The 14,299-nt window shown below is 70.9% G+C and carries 16 protein-coding genes and 1 other RNA gene; 9 read left to right on the top strand and 8 right to left on the bottom strand.

Annotated elements, in window-relative coordinates:
• The first annotated feature begins 128 nt into the window (after positions 1-128).
• Positions 129-1,694, top strand: coding sequence for a hypothetical protein (locus Hrr1229_RS01875; protein WP_123114464.1), 1,566 nt, complete (start codon positions 129-131; stop codon positions 1,692-1,694).
• A gap of 383 nt (positions 1,695-2,077) precedes the next feature.
• On the opposite strand, the gene ffs is transcribed toward Hrr1229_RS01875, so the two are convergent.
• Both ffs and Hrr1229_RS01865 read right to left on the bottom strand, forming a co-directional pair.
• Positions 2,078-2,389: signal recognition particle sRNA (ffs, locus tag Hrr1229_RS01870), an RNA gene on the bottom strand.
• 49 nt (positions 2,390-2,438) lie between these two features.
• Positions 2,439-2,852, bottom strand: coding sequence for a hypothetical protein (locus Hrr1229_RS01865; RefSeq protein ID WP_123114465.1), 414 nt, complete (start codon positions 2,850-2,852; stop codon positions 2,439-2,441).
• A 209-nt stretch (positions 2,853-3,061) separates the two neighbouring features.
• On the opposite strand from Hrr1229_RS01865, the gene Hrr1229_RS01860 reads away from it, so the two are divergent.
• Positions 3,062-3,520: a hypothetical protein gene (locus Hrr1229_RS01860; protein ID WP_123114466.1), complete on the top strand. Its 459-nt coding sequence runs from the start codon at positions 3,062-3,064 to the stop codon at positions 3,518-3,520.
• Positions 3,521-3,553: 33 nt separating this feature from the next.
• Here the strand turns inward: Hrr1229_RS01860 and Hrr1229_RS01855 are convergent, their stop codons facing one another.
• Both Hrr1229_RS01855 and Hrr1229_RS01850 read right to left on the bottom strand, forming a co-directional pair.
• A complete protein-coding gene (locus Hrr1229_RS01855) occupies positions 3,554-4,579 on the bottom strand; it encodes an aldo/keto reductase (protein WP_123114467.1) in 1,026 nt (341 codons plus the stop codon).
• A gap of 62 nt (positions 4,580-4,641) precedes the next feature.
• On the bottom strand, positions 4,642-4,920 hold the full coding sequence (locus Hrr1229_RS01850; protein WP_123114468.1) for a ribonuclease P protein component 4: 279 nt from the start codon (positions 4,918-4,920) through the stop codon (positions 4,642-4,644).
• A gap of 182 nt (positions 4,921-5,102) precedes the next feature.
• Between Hrr1229_RS01850 and Hrr1229_RS01845 the strand changes: the two genes are divergently transcribed.
• From Hrr1229_RS01845 to Hrr1229_RS01825, 5 genes are all read left to right on the top strand, one after another.
• Positions 5,103-5,297 (top strand): methytransferase partner Trm112, encoded by a 195-nt coding sequence (locus Hrr1229_RS01845; RefSeq protein WP_176329321.1) that lies wholly within the window; start codon positions 5,103-5,105, stop codon positions 5,295-5,297.
• A gap of 48 nt (positions 5,298-5,345) precedes the next feature.
• Positions 5,346-5,927, top strand: a complete 582-nt coding sequence (locus tag Hrr1229_RS01840; protein WP_123114469.1) for a hypothetical protein — start codon at positions 5,346-5,348, stop codon at positions 5,925-5,927.
• Between the two features lie 188 nt (positions 5,928-6,115).
• On the top strand, positions 6,116-6,304 hold the full coding sequence (locus Hrr1229_RS01835) for a hypothetical protein (RefSeq protein WP_004050211.1): 189 nt from the start codon (positions 6,116-6,118) through the stop codon (positions 6,302-6,304).
• A 22-nt stretch (positions 6,305-6,326) separates the two neighbouring features.
• Positions 6,327-6,812: an RNA-binding protein gene (locus Hrr1229_RS01830; RefSeq protein WP_123114470.1), complete on the top strand. Its 486-nt coding sequence runs from the start codon at positions 6,327-6,329 to the stop codon at positions 6,810-6,812.
• A 115-nt stretch (positions 6,813-6,927) separates the two neighbouring features.
• Complete coding sequence (locus tag Hrr1229_RS01825; RefSeq protein WP_123114471.1) at positions 6,928-8,358, top strand: FAD-dependent oxidoreductase; 1,431 nt, start codon at positions 6,928-6,930, stop codon at positions 8,356-8,358.
• Positions 8,359-8,380: 22 nt separating this feature from the next.
• Here the strand turns inward: Hrr1229_RS01825 and Hrr1229_RS01820 are convergent, their stop codons facing one another.
• The 4 genes from Hrr1229_RS01820 to Hrr1229_RS01805 all read right to left on the bottom strand — a co-directional run bounded on the left by Hrr1229_RS01820 (position 8,381) and on the right by Hrr1229_RS01805 (position 11,374).
• Positions 8,381-8,953, bottom strand: a complete 573-nt coding sequence (locus tag Hrr1229_RS01820) for a hypothetical protein (RefSeq protein ID WP_123114472.1) — start codon at positions 8,951-8,953, stop codon at positions 8,381-8,383.
• On the bottom strand, positions 8,950-9,444 hold the full coding sequence (locus Hrr1229_RS01815; protein WP_123114473.1) for a phosphopantetheine adenylyltransferase: 495 nt from the start codon (positions 9,442-9,444) through the stop codon (positions 8,950-8,952). The genes Hrr1229_RS01820 and Hrr1229_RS01815 overlap by 4 nt, the downstream gene beginning before the upstream one ends.
• Before the next feature lie 103 nt (positions 9,445-9,547).
• Positions 9,548-10,189: a winged helix-turn-helix domain-containing protein gene (locus Hrr1229_RS01810; RefSeq protein ID WP_123114474.1), complete on the bottom strand. Its 642-nt coding sequence runs from the start codon at positions 10,187-10,189 to the stop codon at positions 9,548-9,550.
• Between the two features lie 105 nt (positions 10,190-10,294).
• The gene (locus Hrr1229_RS01805) at positions 10,295-11,374 is read right to left on the bottom strand and encodes a glutamate--cysteine ligase (protein ID WP_123114475.1); all 1,080 of its coding nucleotides are present in this window, start codon (positions 11,372-11,374) and stop codon (positions 10,295-10,297) included.
• Positions 11,375-11,812: 438 nt separating this feature from the next.
• On the opposite strand from Hrr1229_RS01805, the gene Hrr1229_RS01800 reads away from it, so the two are divergent.
• Together Hrr1229_RS01800 and Hrr1229_RS01795 are read left to right on the top strand one after the other, a co-directional pair.
• Positions 11,813-13,156 (top strand): FAD-dependent monooxygenase, encoded by a 1,344-nt coding sequence (locus Hrr1229_RS01800; protein ID WP_123114476.1) that lies wholly within the window; start codon positions 11,813-11,815, stop codon positions 13,154-13,156.
• The gene (locus Hrr1229_RS01795) at positions 13,153-14,061 is read left to right on the top strand and encodes an alpha/beta hydrolase (RefSeq protein ID WP_123114477.1); all 909 of its coding nucleotides are present in this window, start codon (positions 13,153-13,155) and stop codon (positions 14,059-14,061) included. The genes Hrr1229_RS01800 and Hrr1229_RS01795 overlap by 4 nt, the downstream gene beginning before the upstream one ends.
• Positions 14,062-14,299 lie beyond the last annotated feature (238 nt).

The raw sequence follows: 14,299 nt of genomic DNA, 5'->3' as shown, positions 1-14,299 counted from the left end.
CGGGCAAAAGCGCGCCGGTCCGGCCGCCGTATCGGCCTCCGTCCCCCCCAACCGCTCACCGTGCCGACCGTCCCCACGCCGCCGATCGGCCGTAGGCCTTTTTACGAGGCCGACACGTCGACCGTCGCATGAGCACGGAGTCCGCCCTCGCAGACGGCGTCCGCGAGGCACTCGCCGTCGACCCGGACGAGTTCGCCGCGCGCGCCGAGGAGGAGGCGGAGATCGTCAAACAGGAGCTCCGCGACGGCTCCTTCGACAACCACCAGTCGATCGTCGGCTTCGAGTACGAGTTCTACGCGGTCGCCGACGGGCGCTGGAGCGAGGAGTCGCGGGCGGGCGAGTACGCCCTGATGCGCGTCCCGCGACGACTTCTGGAGCTGATGGGGTTCGAGAAGGAGCTCGGCCTCCACAACGCCGAGATGTCGACGAGCCCGCAGCCGCTCTCCGACCACGGGCTCCGGGCGCAGCTCGCGGAGGTGCGCGCCCGGCTGGAGGCCGCGGAGAACACCGCGGGCGTCGAGGGGATGCGGCTCGTCTCCGACGGGATCTGGACCATCCCGCCGACCGGCGAGACGGCCCGAGGGTACCTCACCGACTGCGTCGACGTCGACGGCGTCACCGTCGCGGTCAACATGAGCGACTCGGTCCGGTACCACGCGATGGCGAACACGGGCGACGACGAGCAGGGGACGGTCGTCGAGGCGCCGGGGGTGTCGCTCGCGGCGGACACCGTGATGCCGGAGAGCCTCATCACCTCCATCCAGCCGCACTACCAGGTCGCCCACGCGGAGACGCTCCCGCGACACTTCCGCTACGGGCTCCGGATCGCGGGCCCCCTGCTCGCGCTCGGGGTCAACTCCCCCTTCTTCCCGCCGGAGCTGTACGACGACGGCTGGGACGGCGAGCGCGTCCTGAGCGAGGGCGCCGCCGAGAACCGGATCCACGTGTTCGAGTCGGTGCTCAACGAGCGGACCGACGAGGACAAGGTCCGGTTCCCGCGCGACGTACACGACGTCGAGACCGCCGTCGACCGGATCGCCGGCGACGAGACGCTCATCCCGATGCCCGAGCCCGAAGGGACCGACCGCTTCGACGACGCGTTCGCGACGTTCCGGACGAAACACGGCAGCTACTGGCGGTGGGTCCGCCCCGTCTTCGAGGGGGCGAGCCGGTCGAGCGCGAACGCCCGGATCGAGTTCCGCCCCATCGCGGCCCAGCCCACGGTCCGCGACTCGATCGCCTTCCAAGCGGCGTTCGCCGGGCTGATGGAGGCGCTCCCGCAGCGCGACCACCCGGTCATCGGGCTCGACTGGGAGACCGCCCGCGAGAACTTCTACGCCGCCGTCGCCGACGGGCTCGACGCCGACATCGAATGGATCGGTCACGACGGCGAGCCCACGACCGACACCGACGCGGTGTACGGGGACCTCCTCGACCACGCCGAGGCGGGACTGCGGACCGCCGGCTGTCCGGAGGAGGAGGCGGCCTCGTGGCTCGCGCCGCTCCGATGGCGCGTCGCGAACCGGACCACGCCGGCGAGCTGGAAGCGCGACCGAGTCCGCGCGCGCCTCGACGCCGGCGACGACTTCGAGACCGCGGTCCACGACACCCAGCGCGAGTACATCGATCGGCAGTCCGAGACGCTCGTCGAGGGCGGCTTCTCCGCGTGGAAGGACAGCGGCGAGGCTGAGTAGCGTTTATAAAAGGCGACGGCCGAAGACCGCATCAACCGATCTGGCGCGCCCCGGCGAGCGGCCCGGAGGGCCGCGAGCGGACGGCGCGAGGGAGTCAGTCGCCCGGAGCAACGCGGAGGGCGACTGACGAGGCTGGGGAGGTGTGAGGTGCGGTGGCTGTGCGGGGTGGGACTCAAAGGGGCAGTCGCGAGGACGAAGACGGGCGACGCAAGGACCGCAGGAGCGAACGTAGTGAGCGACGAGGACCGCAGCGAGCCCATCGAGTCCTCGCGGCTGGGGCTTTGGAGGCGTTCACCGTCAATTTCGAGCCAATTATTTATAAGCAAGATGCTGCCTCGCCAATCGAGTATAGCCCACGCTCACCGGATTAAAACGCGTATGAATGGCGGACAGGCGGGGTGGCCCGGCGTTCCGGCGCGGGGTATCCCGGTTGCCTTCTCCACCCCGCGACCCGACGAGCGACTGGCGTTCGGCGATGGGCTGCTCGCTTCCGCGCCTGACCCGGTGTCGCCGACGAACCGCGACGGACCGCTCCTGCGAGCGGGCGCCACGGACCGCTGTCCCCGGCGGACGAGGCTTCCACGTTGGCTCTCGGGGCCCGCGCCGGTCAGACCGGACGCGCCCGCTGTTCGGTCCCCGCTAAAGACTACCTCACGGGTGACGAGCGGGGCCTAACCGCCCGACCTAGTCCGTTTGTCGATACTCGGTTCCGGCATAAGGGCCTTTCGTTCGGCGGCTCGCTCCCTACGACAACAGGGCCCGGGCGTACGCCGCGGCGGCGAGCGGCACGGGAACCGTCAGCGCGACGACGACGCGCGCGTGCCACACCAGCCAGAGGTGGTCGCGGAAGACGGGGCTCGGCTCGATCGCCAGCGCCCACGTCGCCGCGCTCAGGGTCGTCGCGACCCCGAGGACGACGGCCACGCCGACGAGCGTTCCGGGGTCGAGGTTCCCCTGTTCGACCGAGGCGACGACGACCGCACTCAGCAGCGCGAACAGCGCGATCCCGCCGGCGCCGACGACTCCGGACGCGTAGTAGTCAGCGAGCTGTGACGCGTACTCCGGCCCCGAGATGAGCGCGTAGGGGGCCCCGAGCACGAGTACGGTGGCGACGGCGGCGGCGATCCCCGCCCGGCGCGAGACGTCACGGAGGTCCATGCCTTTCGGTCGGTCCGGGACCGCGGTAAAAGGACCGGATCGGCGGCGGGAGTCGCGGCGGCGCGCGCTTCGCTCGGGCCGACCGCCACCGCACCGCCGCGCCACCGCACCGCCGGGCCACCGCACCGCCGGGCCACCGCACCGCCGCGCCACCGCACCGCCGCGCCGACCCCCGTACCGTTTTGAGTCGCCGGCGCGGAGGGGGACGCATGAGTCTCGACGTCGACCCGCCGGAGCCGCCCGAGCTCGCCGCCGTGGACCCGAACGAGTACGAGGACGCCGAGGTCGCCGGCGGCGAGTACCGCCGCGACGACCTGGAGGCGCTCCTCCGCGAGGGGGCGTGGGAGGAGGCGTTCGCGGAGTGGGCCGCCGGCAGCGACATGGACGAGTCGGACTGGCGGATCGCCGTCGATCTGGGCCTCGTCTCCCGGTTCGACTTCTTCTGGGACGACTTCGCCGACCGCGTCGGCTACCACGCGCCCGGGCTGCCGGAGGACTGGAAGGAGCGCGACCTCCACCCCGACCTCGACTCGTGGGGGACCGTCTCCGCGATCAACGCGGGGCTCACGGAGCTCGGCCAGATCGTCTGCGAGACGCTCAAAGAGGAGTACATCGACTGGGAGGCGGAGTTCGAGGCCCCCGACGACCTGCCCGACTTCGACGAATAGCGCGGCGCGTTCGTCTCTCCCTCTCTCGACCGCTCAGTGTCCCCAGAGCGTCCCGTCCGGGGCGTACCGCGCGTCCATGATCCGGTCCCACTGCGCGTCCGAGAGGTCGAGGTCGGTCGCGGCGACGTTCTCTTCCAGCTGCTCGGTCGTCCGCGCGCCGACGATTGGCACGCAGGTGAACTCGTCCCACTCCGTCAGCCACGCGAGCGCGACCTGCGCCGGGGTGGCGTCGAGCTCGGCGGCCACCTCGCGCACCGCGTCGAGGACCTTCCAGCCCCGCTCGGAGAGGTAGAAGCGCTCGAACCGATCGTCGAAGCTCGCGCGCGAGCCGTCCGGCGCGATCACCTGCTCGGGGTCGTCCGGGTCCGCGCGCTCGTACTTGCCGGTGAGGAATCCGCCCGCGAGCGGGGAGTACGGGCAGACGGCGATCTCCTGGTCGATACAGACGTCGAGGTACTCGCTCACGTCCTCGTAGTAGCCCGCGTGGTGGAGCGGCTGGACCACGTCGAAGGAGGCGTAGTCGTTGGCGTCGGCGGTCCACAGCGCCTTCGTCAGCTGCCACGCCGCCATCGTCGACGCGCCGAGGTAGTGGACCTTCCCCTCCGAGACGAGCTCGTCGAGGACGCGCATCGTCTCCTCGATCGGCGTCTCCTCGTCCCAGCGGTGGATGTAGTAGATGTCGAGGTAGTCGGTGTCGAGCCGGTCGAGCGTCCCCTCGACCTGCGCCCGGATGTGCTTGCGCCCGAGCCCGGAGTCGTTGGGGCCGGGCTCGCCGCGCCCGTCGAACGGGAAGTACACCTTCGAAGCGACCACGTAGTCCTCGCGGTCGCGGTCCGCGAGCCACTCGCCGACGTACTGCTCGCTCGTCCCGTTCGGGTTCCCGTACACGTTGGCGGTGTCGATGAAGTTGATCCCGTGGTCCGCGGCCGCGTCGAGCAGCTCGTGGGCCTCCTCACGGCCCGTCTCCACGACGCCGTTGGTCTCCCGCCCGAAGCGCCACGTCCCGAAGCAAAGCTCCGAGACGCTGAGTCCGGTGTTCCCGAGCCGTCGGTAGTCCATACCCGACTCTCTCGGCGGCGGTTTATAAAGCGTAACGACAGCGGCGGAATGCGGCGTCGCGGTCAGTCGAACGGGTACCGCGCCGTCGACCCGCACTCGCGGCAGCGGACCACGACGCGGCCGGGCCGGAGCCGGACGCGGCCCGTCTTCCCGGGCCGGAGGTAGACGTCGCAGTCGTCGCAGGTCCGCCGGGAGAAGTCGGCCGGGAGGCCGCAGCGGTTCCGCTCCGCGATCCGGCGCGCGAGCGCGACGTACTCCCGGGAGCGGTCGTACTCGCCGTCGACGACCGCCTCGCGGGCGAGCGTCAACAGGCGCTCGATCCGTTCCGACGGGATCCCCATGTCTCGCCGGGCGTGTCGGACCGGCAAAGTCGTTGCCATCGAGGGTCGGGACGGCGACCTCTCGGCGCGTCGTTGCCATCGAGGGTCGGGACAGCGACCCCTCGGTGCGTCGACCGCGGTTGCGCTCGTCCCGGCGCGCCCGACCCGCACGCTTTTTTATCGGTCCACGCGAACGAGGTGGTATGAAAGAGTCCCTGATGGACGTCGTCTGCTGCCCGCTTGACAAGGCCGACCTCGAACTCGACGTCGACGACCGAGACGAGGAGGAGATCCTCGCCGGCACGCTCACCTGCGCCGAGTGCGGGGAGACGTACCCCATCGAGGACGGGATCCCGAACCTCCTCCCGCCGGACATGCGCGAGGAAGCGGCCGCGTAGTCCGAATCGTACTGCATCTTTTTTTAGTGTGAGTTCGTCGACCCGTACGTGCCGACACTCGCCGTCGAACTGAACGGGGACGCCGTCCACTCGATCCGGGCACCGGACCGGTTCGAGACGACCGGTCACTTCTCGATCGCCTTCGAGAACCTCGGTCGGTCGACGCACGTCCACCTGCACTTCGCCGACGAGCTCGACCGCGCCTGTTCGATCGGCGAGACGAACCACTTCGTCGACGACGAGTCGACCAGACGGGTCCACGTCACCGTCGACGAGGTCGACGAGCCGGTCACGGGGAAGCTGAAGATCGTCACCGGCTACGGCTCGAACACCCGGTACGTCGACGTCCGGATCGAGCCGCCGCCGGACGCCGGGGCCGACGAGGTCGCCGTCGACGAGACGCTCGCGAAGCCGCCGGAGCGGCCGCCGGACCCACCGCCGCGGCAGCGCGCCGCGAACGCGGTCGTCGGCCTCGTGGAGCGCGGCGGGCTGCCGGCGGCCGCCCTCGGCTTCCTCGCCGTCGTCGCCGGCGTCGCCCTCGCGCTCACGATCGACAGCGTGGTCGTCTCGGTCGTCGTCGGCGTTGTCCTGGCGGTGTCGCTGGCCGCCGTGTTGCTCGCGGCCGTGTGACTTCCCGTGTTGCTCGCGGCCGTGTGGCTTCCCGTGTTGCTCGCGGCCGGGTCCCGCTGTGCTCCTCGCGGCCCCGCGTGGCTCGCGCGCCGCCCGCACCCCCGCGACCGCCGTTCGCTCACCCCCACGACCGCGCTCCGCCGCTCCGGATCCGCGCGCTTTTAACCGTCCCACCGGAACTGAACGCCATGAGCTTCGAGAAGGAAGACGAGGTCGTGCTCCACGACAAGCACAGCGAGTACGACGGCGAGACGGGCACGATCACGCAGGTGATGGAGACGATGTTCGGCGACGCGACCTACACGGTCAGCTTCGAGGACGGTCAGGAGACGGGCGTCCCCGAGGACGCGCTCGACGCCGTCGAGAGCGAGGAGTAACCGCCCCCCTTTCCCGACCCGCATGGCCAAAGTCCCCTTCCACTACGTCGACCTCCGGGCGTTCTCGTACGCCACCGAGGACGAGAAGCGGGTCGAAGACGCCCTCCGCACGTTCCTCCCCGAGGACGCCGAGATCGACCGCGTCGAGAACGTCGGTCACCACGGCGACCGGATCGTCGTCCTCTCCGCCCGGATCGAGAACGCCGACGGGATGCGCCACGTCCTCGACGCCTTGGCCGACCTCGACGACGTCGACCGCGTGATCGACGAGCTCGACCAGCGCGTCGACGACAACTGCGCGCTGTTCCTCCGCGTCGACAAGCAGGCCGCGTTCCGCGGCGACGTTCGGCTCGGGCCCGGGATCACCGTCCGCGCGAAGGTGGAGGCGTACCCGGCGAAGCAGGAGGCGGCCGTCGAGAACGCCCGCGAAACGCTATCCCGGCTGGCCGACGACGATGCGGCCGCTGGCGACGACGACGCGGCCGCTGGCGACGACGACGCGGCGTAATCGGTCCGAGCCCGCAACGGAGGGCGCGGACCACGCCTAACCCGCCGACCACGGAGCGGCGCGCGCGCCGCACCCGCGGCATGGCTTTTTGTGCGGTCCCGCCGTCGTCGGATTCATGAGCGATCCCTTCGTCGTGGTCGGCGCCGACGCCGCCGGGCTGAGCGCCGCCAGCAAGTTCCGCCGCGAGGCGCCCGACCGCGAGGTACTCGTCTTCGAGAAGGGGCGGTGGATCTCGTACGCCTACTGCGGGATGCCGTACTTCATCGAAGGCCGGATCGAACGGCTGTCGAACCTCCTGTCGCTGTCCCCGAGCGACGTCGACGAGCGGGGGATCGACCTCCGGCGCGGCCACGAGGTCGTCGGCGTCGACCCGGACGAGAAGACCGTCGCGGTCGAGACCGCCGACGGCGACGCCTTCAAGCAGTCCTACGGCGACCTCCTCGTCGCGACCGGCGGGCGCGCGTCGACCGGGCCGTTCGACGTGCGCGGCGTCGACGGCGCCTTCACCCTCCACAACATGGACGCCGCGGCCGCGATCGACGCGTACGTCGCCGAGCCGGACGCGTACGACCCGAACCGCGCCGACGTGAGCGCGGTCGACCGCGAGCGCGTCGAGCGCAACGCCGCGATGCCGGCCCCCGAGACGGCGGCGATCGTCGGCGGCGGCTACGTCGGCGTCGAGATGGCGGAGGCGCTCTCCGGTCGCGACCTCGACGTCCACCTCTTCCAGCGCTCCGACCACCTGCTCCCGCCGTTCGGCGAGGCGGTCGGCGAGCGCGTCGCGGCGGAACTGGTCGAACGGGGCGTGACGGTCCACACGGGGAGCCCCGTCGACCGGCTCGTCGGCGACGACCGGATCGAGGCCGTCGGCTTCGACGGAGAGGTGTTCCCCGTCGACATGGCGGTCGTCGGCGTCGGAATCGAACCGAACACGGAGCTGCTCGACGGGACCGGCGTCGAGCTCGGCGAGGGGGGCGCGATACTGACCGACGAGCACGGCCGGACGAGCCTGCCGGACGTGTACGCCGCCGGCGACTGCGCGACCGCGAGACACGCCGTCACCGGCGAGCCGGCGTGGATGCCGCTCGGCCTCACCGCGAACCGCGCCGGGCGGGCGATCGGCGCCACCGTCGCGGGCGACCCCTCTCCCGTGGGTGACATCGCAGGCACCGCCGTCGTGAAGGCGTTCGACATGGAGGCCGGCCGCGTCGGCCTCGTCGAGGAGGAAGCCGCCCGCGATGCCGGCTTCGACCCGGTCCGCGAGACCGTCACCGCCGGCTCGCGGTCGGGCTACTACCCGGGCGCGGCGCCGACCGACGTGACGCTCGTCGCCGACCGCGACTCCGGTCGCCTGCTCGGCGGAAGCATCGTCGGGCCCGACCGCGCCGCGGTCCGGATCGACACGCTCGCGACCGCGCTGGAGGCCGACATGACCGTCCCGGAGGTCGAGCGACTCGACTTGGCGTACGCGCCGCCGTTCAGCCCGGTGTGGGATCCGATCCTCGTCGCGGCGAAGGTGCTCAACGGGACGCTCGACGCAGAGTAATCGCCCGGACGAGTCGTTCGCGTCAGTCGCTCGCGCTCGCGTTCGCGTCTTCGTCCTCTGTGGCGGCCGTATCGCTCTCTCCCTCGCCACCGCGACCGATACCGGCGACGACGCGTCCGATCGCGTAGCCCGCGAGGCCGATCGCGACCGCGGCCGCGAGGGCGAGCCCGAGTGGGACGGCGACCGCGGCTCCGAAGGAGAGCGGGCCGGTGAGGTCGATCGCGTAGGGGGCGGGGCCGACCGTGCGGAGGAGCACGGCGGCGAGGGGGCCGTACGCGAGCAGCACCGCGGGGAGCGCGCCGGCGCCGACCGCGGCGAACGCGACCGCCCCGACGGCGGTCAGCGCGGCGAGGACCGCGGCGACCGCCGCGACGACGCCCGACGCGGCGAGGACCGATCCCGCGGAGACCGCGGGGCCGACGGGGACGGCGGAGGCGGCGGGAGTCAGGCCCGCGAGCGCGCCGGCGATCGCGGCCGCGTCGAAGGCGACGTACGAGACCGCGAAGCCGACCGCGCTCCAGACGGCCGCGCGCTCGAACCCGGTCTCGCCGAGGGCGACGCGGGCGAGATGTCCGGGGTCGTCGTCCGGGGTCATTCCGGTCGGGTCGCGCCGCGGCCCTCGCGGTCGGGCGTGCGGTTGCCGTGCTCGTCGATCTCGCCCGCGACGATCCGCGTCGAGGAGATGCGTTCGCCGTCCTCGGCTTGGACGTGGTCGACGACGACCAGCTCGAGCGGGTCGTGGCCGTGTTCGCGGCGGATCTCGTTGATCCGCTCGCCGCCGGCCTTCGTCTCGGGCGAGACGATCAGCGCGTCGAACTCGGGCTCGACGGCGATGCCGGTCGGCTCGGTGAGCTCGCGGACCGCGAACTCGCGGTCGTGCTTCTCGGCCCGCGGCTCCAGCTCGGCCTCCAGGTCGCGCTTGCGGCGGTCGTACGGGCGGACGTAGCGCTCGACGTGTCGGGTCTTCGGCGCGAGCTCGTCGGACGTGAGGCCGACGGTGACGTCCCCCAACTCGAACGCCCGTTCGAACAGCTTCCGGTGGCCGTCGTGAACGGGGTCGAAGGTGCCACCAAGCGCGACGTTCATGTCCGTCGGTTGCGCGGCCGGAACTTAAATTGTCCCGAAGCCGGACTCGGTTCGCGGGCAGCACCGGCGCGCGCCGCCCCCGGCCGCTCGGTCGTCGTCGTCGCTATCGGTCGTCGTCGTCGCCAGTGCCGTCCGCATCGGCGTCGTCGTCCTCGCCGACTCCGGCGTCGTCGTCCTCGTCGACTCCTCCGTCGCCGCTCTCCCCGTCGCCGCCGACGGAGATTTGGACCGGCTCCGCGTCGCCGTCCGGGGACTCGCCGCCGAGCCGGCGGTCGAGGTTGAAGACGGCGTTCAGCTCGCGCTGGACGTCGCCGACGACGCCCCGGACCAGCTCGCTCGGCGCGATCGCCTCGTACTCGTAGGGGTTGTTGCCGGCGCCGCTCGCCTCGCGCTTGTCGCGCTCGACCTTCTCCTCGTCGTGGAGCTCCGCGAGCGCCTCGCGGACCGTGCTGGGGTAGAGCCCGGTGCCGTCGGCGACCTCATCGCTGGTGCTGTTCGGGTTGTCCCGCAGGTAGACGTAGATCCGCGCCCGGGTCTCGGTGTCGAGCAGCCACGCCAGCAGGTCGACGACGTTGTCGTCGAACCCCTTGACCGCCTTGTCGGCGCCCTCGCCGAGCCGCTCTTTGGTCTTGCGGAGCTCCTCTCGGGTCCGCTCGGTCGGCGACTCGTCACCGCCCTCCGCCGCCCCGAGGTCGTCGTCGTCCGGATCCGGGACGGGATCGCCGTCGAACTCGTCGCTTGTCATGTCCGAGAGTGGGGTCCGCGCGCCCAAAAGCGTTTCTCGTCGCTTTCGTTCCGACGGAACGCGACGGGACGATGCGACGGCTCCGTCCCCTCGTCGATCAGTTCCTCACGGCGACAGGGTCAGGTCCTCGCACAGCGCGTCGAGGCCGGACTCCTCGCGGAGCCGTCGCTGGCGCTTCGCGCCGCTCTCGGCGTCGTACACGTCGCGGATCCCCGAGACGCCGAGGCGGTCGCACTCGCGGTCGACGACCTCGCCGAGCGCGATCGTCTCCTCGCCGCTCCGGGCGACGAACGAGGCGTCGTGGCCGTGGCGGATCGCGCGCCACTTGTTCTCGTCTAAGAGCTCGCGGCGGAGCGCCGGCGCGGACTCGCCGTCCGCGTAGCGCTCGGCGTAGTCGAGCACGAGCGCGTGGACGTACTCGACCAGCGCGAGGGTGACCGCGGGGTCGCGCTGGGCGTCGGGGGCGCGCACCTCGACCGTGCCGTGGCCGGTGTGCGGGCGGACGTCGAACCAGAGCTCGCCGCGGTCGGCGATAGAGCCCTGTTCGACCATGCGGCGCTCGTAGCGCTGGAAGGCGTCGAAGTCGTCGAACGCCGAGGGGATCCCGGTGTTCGGGAGGTTCTCGAAGACCTTCGCGCGGGCCGACGCGAGCCCGGTGTCGAAGCCGTTCCAGAACGGCGAGTTCGCGGACAGGGCGAGCAGCACGGGGCAGTGCCAGCGGAGGCGATTGGCGATCCACACGGCCTTGTCCGCGTCGTCGACGCCGACGTGGACGTGGAGGCCGGCCGTGGTGTTGCGGTGTTGCGGGTACTGTATCCGGTCGAGCTGCGCCGTGTACCGCGGCTTCTCGACGTGGTCCAGCTCCCGCCACTTCGCCGCCGGGTGGAGCCCTGCGGCGGCGATCCGATAGCCGTCCGCGGCGGCGTGGTCGACAAGCGCCTCCCGCACCGTCGACAGGGCGGCCTCGGCGTCGGCGGGGTCCTCGATGCGCTCCGTCTGGGCCTCGATGGTGCACTGGAACAGCTCGTGGTCGAACCCCTCGGGCACCTCGCTCGGCGGGTCGCGGCCGTAGACGAGGTCGTCGGTTCCGGACGTCGGGCGACCGTCGGCATCCACGATGTAGAACTCCTCCTCGATGCCGAGCGTCCCCATGCTGGCGAACGCGTCCCGCGAACCGAGATCCATTACCCCTCCGTTCCGCCCCCGCGTTCTTATATGAATTGGAACCCGAAACGCAGCGCCGGTGTCGACAGCGAGCGTGTGAATTCCGGCCGACGGCGTCGTGACGTTCGACTGTGCGAACACCGACGGGCGAGCACCGACGCCGCCGGCACACGCCTCCGAGCGCCCGTCAGAACGCGAGCGCCCCGTGCGAGTTCTCGCGGCCGGAGTTCGGAGCTTCCTCCCGCGTCAGCGGCAGCGACGACAGTTAGAGTCGTGACGGAGCGCGGTTCGTACCGCGGTACGGTCGCGGCCGCTCCTCGGACCGTCCGAGACCGGCGTCGGATCGTTCGCCGCCCCGGCGATCGTCTCTATGGGTTGACTTTATTATCCTACAGAAGCGTTAGCTGTTACCAAGATCGGGCCGCCCACCGGAGAGCTGGACCATCCGACGATCGAGCTATGACGCTGGACGAGACCCTCAGATACGACGGAGAGCGGGTATCGACCAAGGGCGAACGAGCAGTGGTCTTGGGAGCGAGCATGGCCGGGCTGCTGGCCGCCCGCGTCCTCGACGACGCCTACGAGCGGGTCACGGTCGTCGAACGAGACGCCCTGCCGACGGCTCCCGAGACGAGGGCCGGCGTTCCTCAGGGGAAACACGTACACGTGCTTCTGGAGGCCGGCCGTTCGACCATCAGCGACCTCTTCCCGGGATACGGGGAGGACCTCGTCGACGCCGGGGCGCTGATCATCGACGTGGGCCAAGAACTGCGCCACTACGACGAAGGCGGCTACCTCACTCCGCCGGCGACGCGGATGGAGATGTACTGCGCGAGCAGGCCCCTCCTGGAGACGGTCGTCCGCCGGCGCCTCGCCGACTTGGACGGGGTGACGGTCCGGGACGAGACGCAGTTCGCGGCCTACCGGACCGACGCCGCCGGCGACCGGATCGACGGGGTCCGTGTCAGGGGCGACGACGGACTCGAGACGCTGGATGCGGATCTGGTCGTCGACGCGACGGGTCGGACCAGTCGAACGCCGGCCTGGCTGGCCGAGAACGGCTACGGTGAGCCCCCGGTCGAAGAGGTCGAGATCGACATGGTCTACAGCACCGTTCGGGTCGACCGTCCGGAGGGGGACCGCCGGATGCCGTTCGTCCCCCAGTCGGCGCCCAGAACCCGCGGGGGCGCTGCCTTCCCTGTCGAAGGCGGCGAGTGGGTTGTGACCCTCGGTGGGATGCACGAGATGGACCCGCCCGCCACCGTCGAGGAGTTCCTCCCGTACGCCCGGGAGCTCCCCATCGAGGAGATCGAAGCGATCCTCGCCTCGCACGAGGTGGTGTCCGCCGGCGTCGAACGGTACCCCTTCCCGTCGAACCGGCGAGTTCGCTACGAGGAGCTGGACCGGTTCCCCGGCGGCCTGGTCGTCGTGGGCGACGCGGTCGCGAGCTTCAACCCGATCTACGGCCAAGGGATGTCAGTCGCCGCCTTAGTGGCGTTAACGCTCCACGAAACGCTCGCCGCGAGCGGCGGCAGACCCATCGGCGAACGGTTCGCCGAGCGGACGGCGGACGTCGTCGACATCGCGTGGCAGATGGCCGTCGGGTCCGACGCCGCATTCGAGGAGACCACCGGACCGACGCCGCCGGGCGCTTCGATGTTCGACACCTACCTCTCGCGGCTGGTCCGTCAGGCCCACACCGACCCGCATCTCTCGGAGGCCTTCTACCGCGTCGTCGGGATGGAAGTCGCGCCCACTGATCTGCTCCGGCCGGGCACCGTCTGGCGGACGGTGACGCCATGAGCGGCTCGGACAGGGCGTCGGCGCCGCTTCCCGACGTTCCCGGCGTCGAACGCACGTACCGGGAGGTCAACGGCGTCGAACTCCACGCTGTCAGCGCCGGCGACCCCGACGATCCGCTGGTCGTCCTGCTACACGGGTTCCCCGAGTTCTGGTACGAGTGGCGCGAATTCCTAGACCCGCTCGTGGAGGCCGGCTACCGCGTCGTCGTCCCGGACCAGCGCGGCTACAACCGGAGCGAGAAACCCGACGGGTTCGACGCGTACAGCGTCGACACGCTCTCGGCCGATGTCGTCGGCCTCATCGAGACGGCGGGCCGCGAGAGCGCCCACGTCGTGGGACACGACTGGGGGGCGGCCGTGGCTTGGGACCTGGCGCTGCGTCATCCCGAAGTCGTCGACCGGCTCGGTATCGTCAACGTCCCACACCCGACCGTCTTCCAGCGGACGCTCACCTCCGACTTCGCTCAGCTGCGGAACAGCTGGTACATGTTCTTCTTTCAGTTGCCGCTGCTCCCTGAGTGGGTAACCAGCCGGAACCGGTTCGCCTTCTTCGTGAACGCGATGGAGGGCGGCTCGCGGGCGGGGACGTTCGACGAACAGGACTTCGAACGCTACCGACTGGCTTGGGGCCGCGAGGACGCCGTCGGCTCGATGATCGACTGGTACCGCGCCCTGTTTCGACGGCAGAGAGAGCCGCCCCGCGAACGGGTCGACGCTCCCACGCTCGTTGTCTGGGGCGAGAACGACCAAGCTCTGATTCCGCGGATGGCCGAGGAAAGCGTCCAATACTGTTCGGACGGGCGCTTAGAGCGATTCCCGGACGCGACTCACTGGGTGCCACACGAGTATCCCGACCGCGTCGCCGCACTCCTTCTGGAACATCTCGGTGCGGGTGCTCGCGACTGAACGACGCCACTGCCGTTGCTCCCGGCCGACGCGAGTCGTTCCGTGTGAGGGGGCGTTCCCTTGGGAGGGCGCCCTGCGATACGCTGTCGGTCCGGTTTGTCGGATCAGCGCCGCGGGCGTCATCGGATTCATTTCGCGCCCCCGCACCGACGCTCGGCGATGAGACGGACCGAGGAACCGAATCGGCGGAAATCGAGTCGGCAGTACGCGCTCACCTGACCGATGCACCCCGCGCCGC

The organism is Halorubrum sp. CBA1229 (assembly GCF_003721435.2).
Taxonomy (GTDB): Archaea; Halobacteriota; Halobacteria; order Halobacteriales; family Haloferacaceae; genus Halorubrum.
This window is presented reverse-complemented; position numbering and strand designations above follow the sequence as displayed.